The 15260-nt window shown below is 60.6% G+C and carries 17 protein-coding genes and 1 pseudogene; 9 read left to right on the top strand and 9 right to left on the bottom strand.

The annotated features are described in order from the left end of the window. Window positions 1–27 precede the first annotated feature (27 nt). The gene (locus AC2YI2_RS07395) at window positions 28–708 is read left to right on the top strand and encodes a MerR family transcriptional regulator (protein WP_487385791.1); all 681 of its coding nucleotides are present in this window, start codon (window positions 28–30) and stop codon (window positions 706–708) included. On the opposite strand, the gene AC2YI2_RS07390 is transcribed toward AC2YI2_RS07395, so the two are convergent. The 4 genes and pseudogenes from AC2YI2_RS07390 to AC2YI2_RS07375 all read right to left on the bottom strand — a co-directional run bounded on the left by AC2YI2_RS07390 (window position 709) and on the right by AC2YI2_RS07375 (window position 3741). Continuing rightward, window positions 709–1836 carry an ATP-dependent DNA helicase gene (locus tag AC2YI2_RS07390; protein ID WP_487385790.1) on the bottom strand — a complete coding sequence of 376 codons (1128 nt, stop codon included), beginning with the start codon at window positions 1834–1836 and terminating at the stop codon, window positions 709–711. It lies immediately after the preceding gene. Between the two features lie 55 nt (window positions 1837–1891). Further along, window positions 1892–2293 (bottom strand): VOC family protein, encoded by a 402-nt coding sequence (locus AC2YI2_RS07385; protein WP_487385789.1) that lies wholly within the window; start codon window positions 2291–2293, stop codon window positions 1892–1894. A 65-nt stretch (window positions 2294–2358) separates the two neighbouring features. Further along, window positions 2359–2466: pseudogene (locus tag AC2YI2_RS07380) on the bottom strand (LysE family translocator); the annotation flags it as partial. A 681-nt stretch (window positions 2467–3147) separates the two neighbouring features. After that, a complete protein-coding gene (locus AC2YI2_RS07375) occupies window positions 3148–3741 on the bottom strand; it encodes a LysE family translocator (RefSeq protein ID WP_487385788.1) in 594 nt (197 codons plus the stop codon). Between the two features lie 224 nt (window positions 3742–3965). Between AC2YI2_RS07375 and AC2YI2_RS07370 the strand changes: the two genes are divergently transcribed. The 4 genes from AC2YI2_RS07370 to AC2YI2_RS07355 are packed head-to-tail and all read left to right on the top strand — an operon-like array spanning window position 3966 to window position 6585. Next, complete coding sequence (locus tag AC2YI2_RS07370) at window positions 3966–4358, top strand: COG4315 family predicted lipoprotein (RefSeq protein WP_487385787.1); 393 nt, start codon at window positions 3966–3968, stop codon at window positions 4356–4358. After that, entirely contained in the window at window positions 4342–4899 is a 558-nt protein-coding gene (locus AC2YI2_RS07365; RefSeq protein ID WP_487385786.1) for an RNA polymerase sigma factor, read from the top strand. The genes AC2YI2_RS07370 and AC2YI2_RS07365 overlap by 17 nt, the downstream gene beginning before the upstream one ends. Beyond that, complete coding sequence (locus AC2YI2_RS07360; protein WP_487385785.1) at window positions 4896–5681, top strand: anti-sigma factor family protein; 786 nt, start codon at window positions 4896–4898, stop codon at window positions 5679–5681. Before AC2YI2_RS07365 ends, AC2YI2_RS07360 begins: the two co-directional genes overlap by 4 nt. A gap of 55 nt (window positions 5682–5736) precedes the next feature. Beyond that, window positions 5737–6585, top strand: coding sequence for an aldo/keto reductase (locus AC2YI2_RS07355; RefSeq protein WP_487385784.1), 849 nt, complete (start codon window positions 5737–5739; stop codon window positions 6583–6585). Window positions 6586–6619: 34 nt separating this feature from the next. On the opposite strand, the gene ilvN is transcribed toward AC2YI2_RS07355, so the two are convergent. After that, complete coding sequence (ilvN, locus tag AC2YI2_RS07350; RefSeq protein WP_487385783.1) at window positions 6620–7192, bottom strand: acetolactate synthase small subunit; 573 nt, start codon at window positions 7190–7192, stop codon at window positions 6620–6622. A gap of 24 nt (window positions 7193–7216) precedes the next feature. Beyond that, the gene (locus tag AC2YI2_RS07345) at window positions 7217–8998 is read right to left on the bottom strand and encodes an acetolactate synthase 3 large subunit (protein WP_487385782.1); all 1782 of its coding nucleotides are present in this window, start codon (window positions 8996–8998) and stop codon (window positions 7217–7219) included. A 329-nt stretch (window positions 8999–9327) separates the two neighbouring features. Here AC2YI2_RS07345 and AC2YI2_RS07340 point away from each other — a divergent pair, with 329 nt between their 5' ends. Both AC2YI2_RS07340 and AC2YI2_RS07335 read left to right on the top strand, forming a co-directional pair. Continuing rightward, window positions 9328–10425 (top strand): helix-turn-helix transcriptional regulator, encoded by a 1098-nt coding sequence (locus tag AC2YI2_RS07340; protein ID WP_487385781.1) that lies wholly within the window; start codon window positions 9328–9330, stop codon window positions 10423–10425. 50 nt (window positions 10426–10475) lie between these two features. Further along, entirely contained in the window at window positions 10476–10868 is a 393-nt protein-coding gene (locus AC2YI2_RS07335) for a winged helix-turn-helix transcriptional regulator (RefSeq protein ID WP_487385780.1), read from the top strand. Between the two features lie 25 nt (window positions 10869–10893). Here AC2YI2_RS07335 and AC2YI2_RS07330 read toward each other — a convergent pair whose 3' ends face one another. Beyond that, complete coding sequence (locus AC2YI2_RS07330; RefSeq protein WP_487385779.1) at window positions 10894–11112, bottom strand: hypothetical protein; 219 nt, start codon at window positions 11110–11112, stop codon at window positions 10894–10896. A gap of 237 nt (window positions 11113–11349) precedes the next feature. Between AC2YI2_RS07330 and AC2YI2_RS07325 the strand changes: the two genes are divergently transcribed. Then, entirely contained in the window at window positions 11350–11946 is a 597-nt protein-coding gene (locus AC2YI2_RS07325) for an NADPH-dependent FMN reductase (RefSeq protein WP_487385778.1), read from the top strand. A gap of 78 nt (window positions 11947–12024) precedes the next feature. Here AC2YI2_RS07325 and AC2YI2_RS07320 read toward each other — a convergent pair whose 3' ends face one another. Further along, complete coding sequence (locus tag AC2YI2_RS07320; protein ID WP_487385777.1) at window positions 12025–12495, bottom strand: VOC family protein; 471 nt, start codon at window positions 12493–12495, stop codon at window positions 12025–12027. Window positions 12496–12674: 179 nt separating this feature from the next. Here AC2YI2_RS07320 and AC2YI2_RS07315 point away from each other — a divergent pair, with 179 nt between their 5' ends. After that, the gene (locus AC2YI2_RS07315) at window positions 12675–14708 is read left to right on the top strand and encodes an ATP-binding protein (protein ID WP_487385776.1); all 2034 of its coding nucleotides are present in this window, start codon (window positions 12675–12677) and stop codon (window positions 14706–14708) included. Here AC2YI2_RS07315 and AC2YI2_RS07310 read toward each other — a convergent pair. After that, window positions 14698–15252, bottom strand: coding sequence for an N-acetyltransferase family protein (locus AC2YI2_RS07310; RefSeq protein ID WP_487385775.1), 555 nt, complete (start codon window positions 15250–15252; stop codon window positions 14698–14700). The two genes, AC2YI2_RS07315 and AC2YI2_RS07310, sit on opposite strands and share 11 nt — an antisense overlap. Between the last annotated feature and the right edge of the window lie 8 nt (window positions 15253–15260).

The raw sequence follows: 15260 nt of genomic DNA, 5'->3' as shown, positions 1-15260 counted from the left end.
GAGCGAATACTGTGAGGGCGCGCTGGCATGCAGGCAGAATATACATCTTTTTCATTGGACGCTGCGGCGCGGTCGCGCTTCCAGTTCCTTCCTTCCGTTCCTCTTCACCAGAAGCTACCGACGCGGCCCGTGGCCATCGCCGACATGGCCAACATCTTCGGCGTCACCCATAGGACGCTGCATTTCTATGAAGAGAAGAAGCTCCTCCATGCCGATCGCATCGGCGCGATGCGGGTCTATGGGCCACATCAGGTCAAGATCATGGCCCTGATCAATCTCTGCCGCGAGACCGGCATGTCGATCGCTCAGATACAGGACCTGCTCGGCGAACTCGAGGGCTCACGCTCCCAGGACGAGGCTGATACGACGCTGAGAAATGCGCTCACCGAGCACAAGCGCGAACTGATGAGCAACGAGTCGCTCATCCGCCGGCAGATGCAGCAGGTCAACGAACTGCTCGATCATGGCGCGCCGAAACACGATGAGACCAACGACAATGAAGCTCGCCCGCCCTTCCTCAACGATTTCGAATTTCAATGTCTCGGATTGATGTCCGAGGGCTATACCCCCATCCGCATCGGCAATGTCACTGGCCGCAGCATGGAAGAGGTGCTGACGACGGAAACCGCGATCATCCGGAAATTCGGTTCCAACAACCGGTTCCAGGCGGTAGCCAAGGCCGTCCTGCTCGGCATGATCGGCGACTGACTACTTCACGATCGTGATCGTCTCGGCCGCCCGGGTTATCGCGGTATAGAGCCAGCGCTCGCGCGTGTCGCGGAAAGCCCAGCTCTCATCGAACAGGACCACATTGTTCCACTGCGAGCCCTGCGCCTTGTGGACGGTGAGCGCATAGCCATAGTCGAATTCGTCGTAGCGCTTGCGCATCGACCAGGGCAGTTCGCCGTCGACATCCTCAAAGGCTGCCTTGAGCAGCTTGATCTTCGCAGCCCCGCGATCCATGTCGTCGTCCTCGGGCCGGACGAGCAGGTTGATGCCCGGCTTGGCCGTCTCCTTCGAAGACGACATGACCTGCCAGAGCGAGCCGTTGAGCAGGCCTTTGACCTGGTCGTTCCTCAGGCAAACCAGCTTGTCCCCGGCTGCCGGATAGCCGGTGGGGAAGCCCTTGAGTTCGCGGAGGCGCAGATTGTAGCGCTTGCGGGTCTTGTTGGTGCCGACGAGAACCTGATCGGCCTCGAGCACCATTTCCTGCGTCACCTCATTCCGGCCGATGACCTGCGCGGTGCCGTAGTCGCCATGCATGATCTCCTTGCCCTCACGCACATGCATGGCGAGTTGGATGATCGGATTGTCCCGTGCCTGGCGATGGATCTCGGTGAGCAGGTAGTCCGGCTCCTGCTCGGTGAAGAAGCCGCCGCCCGAGACCGGCGGCAACTGGCCAGGATCGCCAAGCACCAGCACCTTGGTGCCGAAGCTGAGCAGGTCCTTGCCGAGCGCCTCGTCGACCATCGAGCATTCGTCGATGACGATCAGCTTGGCCTTGGCGACCGGGCTCTGCCGATTGATCGAGAACATCGGCGAGACCGAGGTCTTGCCGGTCACTTCGTCCTCGACCTCTTCCTCGCCTTTCGGCCGATAGATCAGTGAATGGATGGTCCTGGCATTCGACGCCCCGCGCGACCTGAGCACCTGTGCTGCCTTGCCGGTGAAGGCTGCAAACAGCACATCGCCATCGACCTCCTCGGCAAAATGCCGTGCAAGCGTCGTCTTGCCGGTACCGGCATAGCCGAACAGCCGGAAAACCTGGCTCCGCGGCTCCTTCAGCCAGCGCGCGACGGCCTTGAGCGCCTCATCTTGTTGGGTGGAAAATTGCATGGTCGGACTTGGCAGGATTCGGTATCGAAAGGCAACGTGTCATGGCGGCATTCCGTCATTGCTCTTCCAGCACTGTGAACAGCGCGAGTTTGTTGCCTACGGGATCACGGAGATAGCCGACGTAGAAGTCCGGGCTGTAATAACTCCGCGTCCCGGGTTCGCCTTCATCGGTGCCGCCAGCTGCAAGGCCCGTTGCGTGCAATTCCCGGACCTTGGCGGCATCCCGCGCACGAAAGGCAGGCATCATGCCGTTGCCCGGCGTCGCAGGCGCGCCATCGAACGGCTTCATGACATAAACCGTGCCCGGCCCGTTATCCCGATCCGCCACGCCATCCATGGCGTAACGCGTGTAACCGTCGCCGTCCTCCTTCCGATATCCAAGCGGCAAAAGGATCGTATCGTAGAAGCGTACCGATTGGGCGACGTCATTCGCCCCGATCATCAGATAGCCCAGCATGTCAGCCCTCGAATATCGAGAACATAATAAGAACAAAATCTCGGACTTGGCAAGCCGGAGTTGTACTATTTCAGCATCGGCCAGAGGCTGATCACCAAAAGCACCGCCATCGTGATGTTGAACCATTTCAGCCGCACCGGATGCGACAGCCAGTCGCGAAGCAGCGCACCGAATGCGGTCCGCCCTCGTCGGCACCGCCGGCCGCGATGCCCGCCACGTAGAGGGCCTGGACCTTCGCATCGTCGCGCGCACGGAAAACCGAGGCTGAAGAAAAAGGGTGAGCCGCTATAGTGGATGCTCTCGCTCGTTATATGGACGAGGGCTTGACGTTGCCGAAATCTGACGTCGGTCACTGACTTATTTCCATAGCAGACCGGGATGCTTAGTGCCCCTCGGTCCATAGAACAAAAGCCCATCGGCGCAGACGGTCGTCATTGGAAGTTCGGTGAGTGCCAGCCGTTTGCGTTCCCCGACTTCCAACATTCGTTTCATGTGCGCACTGCCTTCGCTCATGTCGAGGTGATGTCTTAGTGCCAGGGCGTTCAAGTTGTCGATGTGGTACGTAATCTGAGTGCAGGTGACGGCGTAGCTTATCGCGTCCGTAAAAATTTCTATGCCCAGCTCGTCCGCCTTTGCTGCGGGCGCGAGTAGAAGACACGCACAGAAAACTATCCGAAAGATCATATAGCCACCGCGGATTTCGAATTCCGTCGTAAATACGGTGGGATTCGCAAAATTATTCGCGGATTGTTCTCGCGTACCCTGCTTCGCAGATGCCCCAAAGCGGGATAGGCAGTCCTCCAAATGGCAAGGCGTGGGAGGAAAAATGCCGCGTTGGCAAGCCGGTGTCGCAGTTACTTCAGCATCGGCCAGAGGCTAAGCACCAGCAGCACCGCCATCGTGATGTTGAACCATTTGAGCCGCATCGGATGCGACAACCAGTCCCTGAGCAGCGCGCCGAAGCCTGCCCAGCCGCCCTGACATGGCAATGCGAGGGCGACGAAAGTCACCGTCACAATCAACACGCTCATCACTGGTTGATTGGGATCGGCGAACGCGGCCATCGACGATATCGCCATCACCCAGGCCTTTGGATTGATCCACTGGAAGGCCGCCGCCGACCACAGGCTCATCGGCTCGCCGGAGCTTTTGCCGCTGCCGAGCGAGCGTGACGTGCCGATCGACCAAGCAATCCAGAGCAGATAGAGCCCCCCGCATATCTTCAGAACGAGATAGAGGGTGGGCAGGGACAGGAACAGCGCGCCGAGACCAAAGCCCACGGCTGCGAGCAGGCTGGCGAAACCCAGCTCTATGCCGATCATATGCGGGATCGTGCGCCGCATGCCGAAATTCACGCCCGACGCCAGCAGCATCATATTGTTCGGACCCGGGGTGACCGAGGTGGTGAAGGCGAACAGGACGAGGGACAGAAAGACTTCTGGCGACATGGGCTCCTCCAATAGGTCAATATTGCTGACCCAATCCCTGTTCGTCCAATGAATAGAAATGAAACTTACCGCACTGGCTTTGATAGGACGCCGGTCATCGGCTTCCTGCGAGACACGGCATTTCATTTATCTGCGGTCGGCGGGAATAAAATCACGCGTCCATGTTTCTCATGTTCAGGCTGGGCGAAAACCGCGCTTGGCCAACCAACGAATGGGAGAACATAATGCGCATCCGATCGATCCTGACGCTCATCTTGCTGGCCAGTGCGGCAGCAAGTGTCACAGCCAGCGCTGCCGTCGCCGCCCCCGCCGTCACCACGGTCAAATCCGACAAGGGCGACGTGCTCGCCGGCGACACGGGCATGACGCTCTATACGTTCAAGAATGACAAGCCAGGCGAATCCAATTGCTACGACGGCTGCGCCAAGGCATGGCCGCCCTTCATGGCGACGGCGGACGACAAGGCCGATGGTGCCTATACGATCGTGACCCGCAAGGATGGCTCCATGCAATGGGCAAAAGATGGTATGCCGCTGTACTACTGGGTGAAGGACACCAAGAGCGGCGATGTGACGGGCGACGGGTTCAAAGGCGTTTGGGATGCCGCAAGGCCATAGACCTGACGATAGCGGCGAGACCGGTAGCGGACCACCGGTTCCGTCGAGTTTCGAGGCCAGGCTGCTCGCGCTGTTGCCCGATCTCCGGCGCTATTCGCGCAGCCTGACACGCTCGGACGCCGACGGCGAGGATCTGCTCCACGACAGCGTGGAGCGGGTACTCTCGGCACGCGCCGGCTGGTCCGGCACCAACTTCCGCGCCTGGGCAATGACCATCCTGACCAACCTCTATCGCAACGGCACGCGGCGCGAGCGCAGGTTTCCCACCGTCGACCTCGACGACGCATCGCACCTGCCAGAAAACGCTCCGGTCGGCGACCCGCTCGAACGTGCCCGCCTTCAGCGCGCACTCGACCGCCTCTCGCCCGACTTCCGCGCGACGCTGATGCTGGTGGTCGTCGAAGGCCATTCCTATGCTGAGGTCGCTGAGATCACGCATGCCCCCATAGGCACAGTGATGTCGCGGCTGTCGCGGGCGCGCGCCGAGATCGCCCGCTATCTCGAAGAAGACAATATAGTACCGCTCCGGAGAACCGAATGACCGACCCCGGCAAACCCGTAACCGAAGAGGATCTGCTGGCCTTTGCCGACGCGCAGCTCTCCAACGGCGACGTCGCCCGCGTCGAGGCCTGGCTCAAGACGCATCCGGAAGATGCCGCCCGCGTTCGCGCCTGGCAGCAGCAGAACCGTGACATCCAGACCATGTTCGCGCCCTATCGCATCAGCCGCGAAGGTGATGAGACACTGCTGACTTTCAAGCCGGCTCAAGCAAATCCCGCCAATCCATGGAAAGCGCGATCCTTTCAGGCCGCGGCCGCAGCCTGCATTTTCGCGCTTGGCGTCGGCGTCGGTCGCTATGCACCACTGTCGCCGTGGTCCGAGCCCCTTGCCCAAGCCGAGCTCCATCAGGAGGCGAGTTCCGCCTTCCTGATCTATGCAAGCGAAGTCCGCCATCCCGTGGAGGTCCGCGCCGACGAGAAGGACCATCTCGTCAAGTGGCTGAGCAAGAAGCTCGGCCACCAGCTCGCCGCGCCCGATCTCTCCGCGCGCGGCTTCAGCCTCGTCGGCGGTCGTCTCGTGCCGGTCAATGGCCGGGCCGGCGCGCTCATGATGTATGAGGACGCAGCCGGCAAGCGGCTTACCATCCTCGTCGGCCAGAGCGAGGCAAATGCCATTACCAGCTTCCGCTTCGCCTCCGAAGGCAAAGTCGAGACCTTCTATTGGATCGATGAGAAGCTTTCCTACGCAGTAACCGGCGAGATTCCGCGTGATATGCTGCGCAAGGTGGCTGACGATTGTTACCAGCAGTTCGAGACGCTCTGAGCTTGTGGGCCTTGCTCGCTGAACCTATGTTCGGACAAGCGAGGGAGACGCGACCATGACCGCAAGACCGATACCCGACGTCCGGCTGCCCAACGGCATTTCGGTGCCAGCGCTCGGCCAAGGCACCTGGATGATGGGCGAGCGCGCTTCAGAGGCGTCGCGCGAGGTAGAAAGCCTCAAGCGAGGCATCGAACTCGGCATGACCTTGATCGACACCGCGGAAATGTATGCCGACGGAGGCGCCGAGCGGATCGTCGCCAAGGCCATCGAAGGCCAGCGCGACAGGATCTTTCTTGTCTCCAAGGTCTATCCCTGGAATGCCAGCCGGCGCGGCACGATAGATGCCTGCCGCCGCAGCCTCGACCGGCTCAAGATCGACCGCATAGACCTCTATCTGCTGCACTGGCGCGGCGAGCACCCGCTGGCCGAAACGGTAGAGGCCTTCGAACGCCTCAAGGCGGACGGCGAGATCGGCGCCTGGGGCGTGTCGAATTTCGACACCGATGACATGGAGGAGCTGGTCTCGGTTCCCCATGGCGGCAATGTCACCGCCAACCAGATCCTTTACAATCTCAACCGCCGCGGCCCGGAATTCGACCTCATCCCGTGGTGTCGCCAGCGCGATATCCCGATCATGGCCTATTCGCCGGTCGACCAGGGTACGCTTGTCGCAAATGCCGACCTTATTCATCTGGCCAAGGCTTATCAGGCGACACCGGCGCAGGTCGCCCTCGCCTTCCTGATCCGCCAGGGCAATGTCATTGCCATCCCGAAGACGTCGAGCTTCCATCGCGCCGAGGAAAATCGCGCGGCCATCGATCTGCAGATTACTGACGAAGATTGGCGGACGCTCGATCCCCTGTTCCCGCCACCGAAACGCAAAATGCCGCTGGAGATGATCTGATCTCCAGCGGCATTTTCGTATCAACGGATCGCTGTTACATGCTCTGCGCACCGCGGTTCATCGCGGCGATACCCGTACGGCACACTTCATTAAGTCCCAGTGGCTGCATGATCGCGATGAACTGGTCGATCTTCGAGGACTTGCCGGTGATCTCGAACACGAAATGACCCACCGTCGCGTCGATGACCTTGGCATGGAAGGCCTCGGCCAGGCGCAGCGCCTCGACGCGCTGCTCGCCATTGCCGGCGACCTTGACCAGCGCAAGCTCACGCTCGATCGGCCGTTCCTGGCCGAATTCACGCGCCCGGACAGTCAGGTCGACCACGCGGTGCACCGGCACGATGCGCTCGAGCTGCGCCTTGATCTGCTCGAGAACATGCGGCGTGCCGCGCGTCACCACGGTGATGCGCGACAGGTGCGAGGCATGCTCCGTCTCGGAGACCGTGAGGCTCTCGATATTGTAGCCACGGCCCGAGAACAGGCCGATGACGCGGGCAAGGACGCCGGGCTCGTTGTCGACGAGCACCGAGAGCGTATGGCTCTCGGCGATCTCCGTTTCTTTTGCGATAAAATAAGCCGAACCGCTCGGCTGTAGGTGCTTGTTCATTGTTCTGTCCCGATCCCGAGTTCTTTAGACGAGCTGGCGGCCCTTGGCGTCGATTGCATTGGCGACCGCCTCGTCCGTGGCTTCGTCCGGCAGCAGCATCTCGTTATGCGCCTTGCCCGAGGGAATCATCGGGAAGCAGTTGGCGAGATTGGCGACGCGGCAATCGAACAGAACCGGCTTCTTGACATCGATCATCTCCTGGATGGCGTCGTCCAGCTCGTCAGGCTTCTCGCAGCGGATGCCGTGACCGCCATAGGCTTCTGCCAGCTTGACGAAGTCAGGCATCGCCTCGGTATAGGAGTTGGAAAGACGGTTGCCGTGCAGCAGCTGCTGCCACTGGCGCACCATGCCCATATACTGGTTGTTCAGGATGAAGATCTTGATCGGCGCATTGTACTGCACCGCGCAGCTCATCTCCTGCATCGTCATCTGCACGGAAGCGTCGCCGGCAATGTCGATAACGAGGCTGTCGGGATGGGCGATCTGCACGCCCAGCGCCGCCGGCAGGCCGTAGCCCATCGTGCCGAGGCCGCCCGAGGTCATCCAGCGGTTCGGCTCTTCGAAATGGTAGAGCTGTGCCGCCCACATCTGGTGCTGGCCGACTTCCGTTGTGATGTAGGTATCGCGATCCTTGGTCAGCGCGTAAAGGCGCTCGACCGCATATTGCGGCATGATCACGTCCTTGCTCGGCTTGTAGGCAAAGGAGTTGCGAGCACGCCACTTGTTGATCTGGCTCCACCAATCGTTGAGGCGAGCCTTCTCGGCCATGCGGGCGTTGGCGCGCCAGACGCGCAGCATGTCTTCGAGCACCGAGGCGCTGTCGCCGACGATCTTCACATCGACCCGGACCGTCTTGTTGATCGAGGACGGGTCGATGTCGATATGGATCTTCTTCGAATGCGGCGAAAACGCATTGATCCGGCCGGTAATGCGGTCGTCGAAGCGTGCGCCGACACAGAGCATCACGTCGCAGTCATGCATCGCCATGTTCGCCTCGTAGCTGCCGTGCATGCCGAGCATGCCGAGCCAGTTCGAGCCCGATGCCGGATAGGCGCCGAGGCCCATCAGCGTCGAGGTGATCGGAAAGCCGGTCAGTTCGACCAGTTCACGAAGAAGCTTGGTGGCGACCGGACCGGAATTGATGACGCCGCCGCCCGAATAGATGATGCCGCGCTTGGCACCGGCCATCATGGCGACAGCCTTCTCGATCTCGGACATTTCGCCCTGGATGCGCGGCTGGTAATGCGCCTCCATCGGCACGTTGTCGGGCGCCTGGTAGGTGCCCTTGGCAAACTGGACGTCCTTGGGGATGTCGATCAGAACAGGACCCGGCCGGCCGGACTGGGCGATGCGGAAGGCTTCGTGGATGATCTTGGCGAGTTGGTTGACGTCCTTGACCAGCCAGTTGTGCTTGGTGCAGGGCCGGGTGATGCCGACGGTGTCGCATTCCTGGAAGGCATCGGAACCGATCAGCGTCGAGGGAACCTGGCCGGTGATGCAGACAAGCGGGATCGAATCCATCAGCGCATCCTGCAGCGGCGTCACCGCGTTGGTCGCTCCCGGACCCGACGTGACCAGCATGACGCCCACCTTGCCGGTGGAACGTGCATAGCCTTCGGCCGCGTGGCCGGCGCCCTGCTCATGGCGGACAAGAATATGCTCGATGTCTTCCTGCTGGAAGATCTCGTCATAAATCGGCAGCACCGCGCCGCCGGGATAGCCGAACACATGCTTGACGCCATTGTCGCGCAGCGCCTGCAGAACGATCTCCGCCCCTGTGATCTGATTGTCTGGATTTTCCGCCATCTTTGTTTCCTTCCCGTTGGCCGTCGCGATATCAAGTTTCAGGGCATAAAAAAAGGCCCCCTGGGGAGCCTCGATTTGCGCATGGGTGGCTATCGCCGGATGGTTACACCATCCTGCCCATGCGCCGTCCTACTACGAGAATGTTTGCGAGTTGAATTTTCATGGCGCGAAGCATTAATCGCAAAGGTCTCAAACGTCAATCGCAAAAGGGTTGCATCGCGCGATGCAAATTCGGGGATCAAATTTTTCAAAATTATCAGTAAAGACGCAAATAGAATGTTGACTTCATTGGTCATACGTTAAATCTGACGGTGAGAAACAGGATCCGTATGAAGAGTAACGAGGAAATCATCGACGGGATATACGAGGCTGCGCTCGTACCCGGCCAGTGGAGTGAGGTGCTGGATCATCTCGCTGCACTTGCGGGATGCTCCGGAGGTCTTGTCATTTCGGCGCGTGACCATGTGCCCAATCGAACATTGCTGACCGAAAATCTTTCGGAGCTTTACGAAAAGGCAACGAAAGAGGGCTGGTGGGCCCGCAATGCACGCGGCCAGGTCCTTCTTTCTCTGCCCTCCACCGAATTTCATTCGGATGCCGATCATTTCACCATGCAGGATATGTCGCGCGAGCCGATCTACCGCGATCTCCTCTGGCCGCTCGGCTGGGGCTATGCGACTGCCACCCATATCCAGATCCCGAACGGGGATTCGCTGATCCTTTCGCTCGAGCGGCGGCGCGATGATGGACCTGTCCAAAGGGAGGCGGTTACGCGGCTTACCGAACTGAGACCCCACCTCGCGCGCTCGGCACTCTTGGCCTCGCGGCTGGCTTTCGAACAGGTCCGGAGCGCCAACGAGGCCTTCGGCATGACCGGGCTACCATCGGCAGCGATCGATATCAGTGGCCGCGTCATCGACAGCAATACGCTGTTCGATCAGCGCTTTGAAAGGACGGCGATCGGCGCCGGCAATCGCTTCAAGCTCAACAATAGCGACGCGAACTCTATCCTGGAGGAATGTCTCGCCGCCGCGCAGGCCGGCAACAACGGCAAGCCGCTGGCGAGCCGCTCGATCGCTTTGTCGCGGACGGAAACTACGGAGGCCGCAGTTCTGCATCTCGTGCCGGTGGCCGGCTTTGCGCGCGATCTTTTCGCCATGGCTGCCTTCTTCGTCATCCTGACGCCGCTCGACACCACGCGGCTCGCGCCAGTCGAGCTCATCCAGGGCCTCTTCGACCTCACCACCATGGAGGCCCGCGTGGCGCAAGCGCTCGCGGCCGGCAGCGACATTGGCAACACCGCCGAAACATTCGGCATATCGCGCGAAACGGTCCGCGCTCATCTCAAGAACATCTTCTCCAAGACCGGCTTCTCGCGGCAGACCGACCTGGCCACCGCCATCTCGCTTGTCAGAACGATCAAATGACCCCATCTATGGTTTTGGCGGGCGCTCGGCCCATGGAAACCGTTTGATATATGGCGAAAGTCAACCACCATCTCCCCAGCGACTGCCGTCCGATCGCGCAGATCCTGTCGCGCGTCGGCGACAAGTGGTCGATCCTGCTGCTCAACGTCCTCGGCGAGGAAACGATGCGCTTCAAGGACCTGCACCGCGCCGTCCCCGGCATCTCGCAGCGCATGCTGACAGTGACCCTGCGCAATCTCGAACGCGATGGCCTGATTTCGCGCAAGGTCTATCCGACAATTCCGCCCAAGGTGGAATATTGCCTGTCCGATCGCGGCCGATCGTTGCGCTGCGCCATCGTCCCCATCGCCGACTGGGTGATGGAGCATCGCGATGGCATCGAGCACTCTCAGCAGATCTTCGACCAAGGTGGAGATTCAAACGTCGGCCTGGGCGATCATTAGAGCACGGCTGCGTCGCATCGATCGCTTATTCGACACTGGCTTCAGGTGCGAAGAGACCGAGATTGTCGCCCAGGATAACGAACACACCCCCGAGAGAAATCAGAAATCCTATTAGCAGCAGGGTGCACACCAACATGCCGGCATAGACAGACCGGAGTTCATAGCCCAAAGGCGTGCCCATGATGAAACAATAGAGGATAATACCCGCGGTCAGAAAATAGGCGCCGAGGAGCAAAAATCTCAACCCACCATTCCTGCTTAGCAATTTTGACACCGTCGTTCTCTCTGCGCTCGAATTGACTGATCTACGACTCAGGCGGGCGGGCAGCACTCATAGCCGCCGTTGAAAGTCTTACGCATCGATCCCGCCGTTTATTCGACACTTACCAAAAGGTAAGTCATTCCCAAAAAAGTGCCGTCTTGTCCCGCATATTAGTTACACATAGTTCTTTGCTTACCATTCGTAAGCAAGGAGAACACAATGGTGGACAAACCGAAAATCGGCATCATCGTCAGCACCACGCGCGCAGCCCGCTTTGCCGACGCGCCGCTCAACTGGCTGATGGAAATCGCCGGCAGGCGCAGCGACGCTTCCTTCGAAATCGTCGATTTGCGTGATTATCCTATGCCCTTCTTCGAGGAAGTGGGCTCTCCATTCTACGTGCCGCCGGCCAACGACATGGCCAAGACATGGGGGGAGAAGATCGACAGCCTCGACGGCTACATCTTCATCACCGCCGAATACAACCACTCGATATCAGGCGTGCTCAAGAACGCGCTCGACTATGTCTATCGCGAGTTCAACCGCAAGCCGGCGACCTTCCTCTCCTATGGCGGCAGCGGCGGTACGCGCGCGGTCGAGCATCTCCGCCACATCCTCGCCGAGCTTCAGGTCGCGAGCCTGAAATGGAACGTCTCCATCGGCATGACCGAGATGCTGGGCATCATGCGTGAGGGAAAGACCATGGCGGATTATCCCTATCTCGTGGAAACCGCAGAGAAGATGCTCGACGACCTCATCTGGTGGACAGAGGCGCTGCGCGACGCGCGCCGCGCCAAGACGAAGCTCGCCGCCTGAAAACGAAATAGCCGGGAAGCATGGCGGATGCTTCCCGGCTAGCTCAGAGCCGAATAGGCTCCAATGGCGCCCTGGAGATCAGGCGGGCGCCATGTTCTTCATGTTCTCGGCGATCTCTTCCGGGCTGAGCTGCCGCTCGCCCGGCGTTGCGATCGACCAGCTGTGGCCCCAGGGATCCTCCAGGATGCCATAGCGGTCGCCCCAGAACTGGTCGGCGACCGGCATCACGACCTTGGCGCCTGCGTCAACGGCCCGGGCAAAGACCGCATCGACATCGTCGACGATCATGTGGATCGTCACCGGCGTCCCGCCGATCAGCTTCGGCCCCTTGGCTCCCCATTCGGGGAACTCATCCATCAGCATCAGCATGGAATCGCCGAAGCGCATCGCGGCATGCATCATCTTCCCTTCCGGCCCCGGCATCCGCATCTCCTCGATGGCGCCGAAGGCTGCCTTGTAGAACTCCATAGCGCCGGCGCAATCAGCGCAGACAATGTGCGGGTTCAGCGTATGCATACCATCAGGCAAAGATTTGGCAGTAGTGGACATGGATCAGGTCTCCTCTTCCCAATTCAGCATACCGACCAGTTGGTATTTATGTCAATCGCCCGCGACAAAGCCTGGGAAATAACGGCCGGCACATTCTTGTACCATCGCGGGACAATGTACCGAAATGGCTTGTTAACCCGCCCTTGCTAGGGTCTAGCGTCTGCCTTCGGAGTACTGCGTTGTTCAGCAGAGATTTGCAAAACTCGCCTTCGGCGGGCGTCCAGGAGCGGCGCGATTCAAGGCAATGGAGCGAACGCTTCATCGGCAACGTCGTGTCGTGTGATGGCGCGCATGCAACGGTCGCCGCCCAGATCGGATCGATGGACGAGGCCGAGGCTGATCTCTGGTCGGTCGGCAGGCTCGTCACTATTCTTGTCGGCAAGAACCGCGTGATCGCGCTGACCAGGGCGATGCGGGCCTCTTCCACACATTGGGACGAGAACGCCACCAACGGCTTCATCGTCGATCTCGAACTGCTCGGCGAAGTCCGGGTTTTTCCCGATGGCCGCGAGCAGTTCTCGACCGGTATCTCGACCTATCCCTATCTCGGCGCCCGCGCCCACCAGATTCGCTCCTCGGATCTCGTGAAGATCTATGATCGCGGCACGATCGAAACGAGCGTCATCGGCAAACTCAGCCAGGACGATACGATCGACGCCGGCGTCCACATCCCATCGATGCTGTCGAAGCATTTCGCGCTGGTCGGCTCGACGGGCGCCGGCAAATCGACCGCGGTATCGCTGCTCATGCACAAGGCCATCGAGGCCGACCCAAAACTTCGCATTCTTATCCTGGACCCGCACAACGAATTCGCCGCGGCATTCCCCGACAAGGCCGTGGTGATCGATACGGATTCCCTCGATCTGCCTTTCTGGCTCTTCCGGCTCGAGGAATTCGCCGAAGTGCTATATCGCGGTCGCCCACCGATCTCCGATGAAGTCGATGTTCTCCGTGACCTGATCCCCGACGCCAAGCGCGCCTTCCGCGGCGAAGGCATGAACAGTCGCCGCCAGAGCGAACGCAACGGCTTTACCGCCGACACGCCCGTCCCCTACCGCGTCGCCGACCTGCTCGCCCTGATCGATGAACGCATCGGCAAGCTCGACGGCCGCTCGGAAAAACCCTATCTGCGGGCGCTCAAGCAGCGCCTCGTCGCCGCGATCAACGACCCGCGCTATCGCTTCATGTTCACCTCGAACACGATCAGCGACACGATCAACGACACGATTTCGCTGGTCTTCCGCATTCCCGGCGGCAACCGCCCGATCGCCACGCTGCAACTCGCCGGCATCCCCTCGGAAGTCGTCAATTCGGTCGCCTCGGTCCTCTGCCGCATGGCCTTCGAAATCTCGCTTTGGTCGAACGGCGCCGTCCACCTGCTCGTGGTCTGCGAGGAGGCGCACCGCTACGTGCCCTCCGACCCCAATCTCGGCTTCTTCCCGACCCGCCAGGCCATCGCCCGCATCGCCAAGGAGGGCCGCAAATACGGCTGCTCGCTCGGCATCATCACCCAGCGTCCGGGCGAACTCGACCAGACGATCCTGTCGCAGTGCTCGACCATCTTCTCGATGCGCCTTTCCAACGAGGTCGACCAGGAAATCATCCGCAAGGCGATTCCTGGCTCGTCGGTCTCGGCGCTGAATTTCATCTCGTCGCTGGCCAATGGCGAGGCGATCGCCTTTGGTGAAGCGCTGCCGGTGCCGATGCGGCTGAAATTCAACCGTGTCAGCGAAAGTGCCCTGCCCCGCGCCCATGGTGCTGAAGTGCGCGACGCGATCGACGATCCCTCGACGCTCAATCTCGGCAACGTGGTCGAGCGCATGCGCCAGACCAGTGCGCCCGACATTTCCGACTTCCAGTCGCGCATCTCCGCAGCTGAACAGAGCATTCATGAGGCGGTCTTCGTCTCCAGCGGCCAGTTCGACGAAGACGACGAGCCGAGTTTCGTACCACGGCTCACGCCGGAGCCCGGCTCCACTCTAGAACCCTATAATCCGGGCATGCTGCCGGGCGTGTCCCGTGCGGTTTCCTCCGACGAGGATCCGCGGCACAGCAATCGCATCGATCGCTACGACGCGCTCTTCAAGCCCGCCGCTCCGACGCCCCAGCCCCTGCGACCGATCGCGGAAGACGGCGACAACTATCAGCCCAGCCCTTCCCTGCGCGAACGGCTGCTGGCGCGCGCGCCGGGCACGAATCTTCTCAAGCGATAGGTTGAGGCTGCGCCTCTAACTTCTTGTACATGAAGGTACAATCGTCGAATCGATCCTCGAACACATCGCGGGCATAGGCCGGCACAATGCCGACCGTCACATAGCCAAGCGATGCATAGAGCGGCTCGGCCTTGTCACCGGTCCTCGTGTCGAGCGTGATCAGGTGGCGTCCGCGTGACGCCGCCATGCCTTCTATTTCCGCCATCAATGCACGGGCAATGCCGCGATTGCGGAAATTGGGATGAACCATCAGCTTGCGCAGCTCCGCCCTGTGTGGCTGGTTCGGCGGCGTGTCGCAGTCGAGTTGCACCGTTCCCGCGATCCTGCCGTCGATCCAGGCGACCAGCATCAGGAGCTTGCCACCCCTGAGCCCCGGCAGCACCTTGTCGGTCCAGAACCGTGCTGCGTCGTCCGCCGCATAAGGCAATATGAAGTTGATGCTGGCACCCGCCATCACGCTTGCATGCAGGATCTCGGTCAGCCCGGCCAGATTGGCCTCGAGATCCCCAGGGGAAAACTGCACGATCGTCATCGCGTCCGTCATTTCAAAAA

The sequence above is a fragment of the Rhizobium sp. SRI_017 genome (assembly GCF_057586295.1).
This window is presented reverse-complemented; position numbering and strand designations above follow the sequence as displayed.

Coding starts and splice junctions, on each gene's coding strand:
- AC2YI2_RS07325 (WP_487385778.1), top strand. CDS start 11,350: ATGGTGGACAAACCGAAAATCGGCATCATCGTCAGCACCACGCGCGCA.
- AC2YI2_RS07310 (WP_487385775.1), bottom strand. CDS start 15,252: ATGACGGACGCGATGACGATCGTGCAGTTTTCCCCTGGGGATCTCGAG.
- AC2YI2_RS07375 (WP_487385788.1), bottom strand. CDS start 3,741: ATGTCGCCAGAAGTCTTTCTGTCCCTCGTCCTGTTCGCCTTCACCACC.
- AC2YI2_RS07335 (WP_487385780.1), top strand. CDS start 10,476: ATGGCGAAAGTCAACCACCATCTCCCCAGCGACTGCCGTCCGATCGCG.
- AC2YI2_RS07370 (WP_487385787.1), top strand. CDS start 3,966: ATGCGCATCCGATCGATCCTGACGCTCATCTTGCTGGCCAGTGCGGCA.
- AC2YI2_RS07360 (WP_487385785.1), top strand. CDS start 4,896: ATGACCGACCCCGGCAAACCCGTAACCGAAGAGGATCTGCTGGCCTTT.
- AC2YI2_RS07365 (WP_487385786.1), top strand. CDS start 4,342: ATGCCGCAAGGCCATAGACCTGACGATAGCGGCGAGACCGGTAGCGGA.
- AC2YI2_RS07385 (WP_487385789.1), bottom strand. CDS start 2,293: ATGCTGGGCTATCTGATGATCGGGGCGAATGACGTCGCCCAATCGGTA.
- AC2YI2_RS07355 (WP_487385784.1), top strand. CDS start 5,737: ATGACCGCAAGACCGATACCCGACGTCCGGCTGCCCAACGGCATTTCG.
- AC2YI2_RS07345 (WP_487385782.1), bottom strand. CDS start 8,998: ATGGCGGAAAATCCAGACAATCAGATCACAGGGGCGGAGATCGTTCTG.
- AC2YI2_RS07320 (WP_487385777.1), bottom strand. CDS start 12,495: ATGTCCACTACTGCCAAATCTTTGCCTGATGGTATGCATACGCTGAAC.
- AC2YI2_RS07395 (WP_487385791.1), top strand. CDS start 28: ATGCAGGCAGAATATACATCTTTTTCATTGGACGCTGCGGCGCGGTCG.
- AC2YI2_RS07340 (WP_487385781.1), top strand. CDS start 9,328: ATGAAGAGTAACGAGGAAATCATCGACGGGATATACGAGGCTGCGCTC.
- AC2YI2_RS07390 (WP_487385790.1), bottom strand. CDS start 1,836: ATGCAATTTTCCACCCAACAAGATGAGGCGCTCAAGGCCGTCGCGCGC.
- ilvN (WP_487385783.1), bottom strand. CDS start 7,192: ATGAACAAGCACCTACAGCCGAGCGGTTCGGCTTATTTTATCGCAAAA.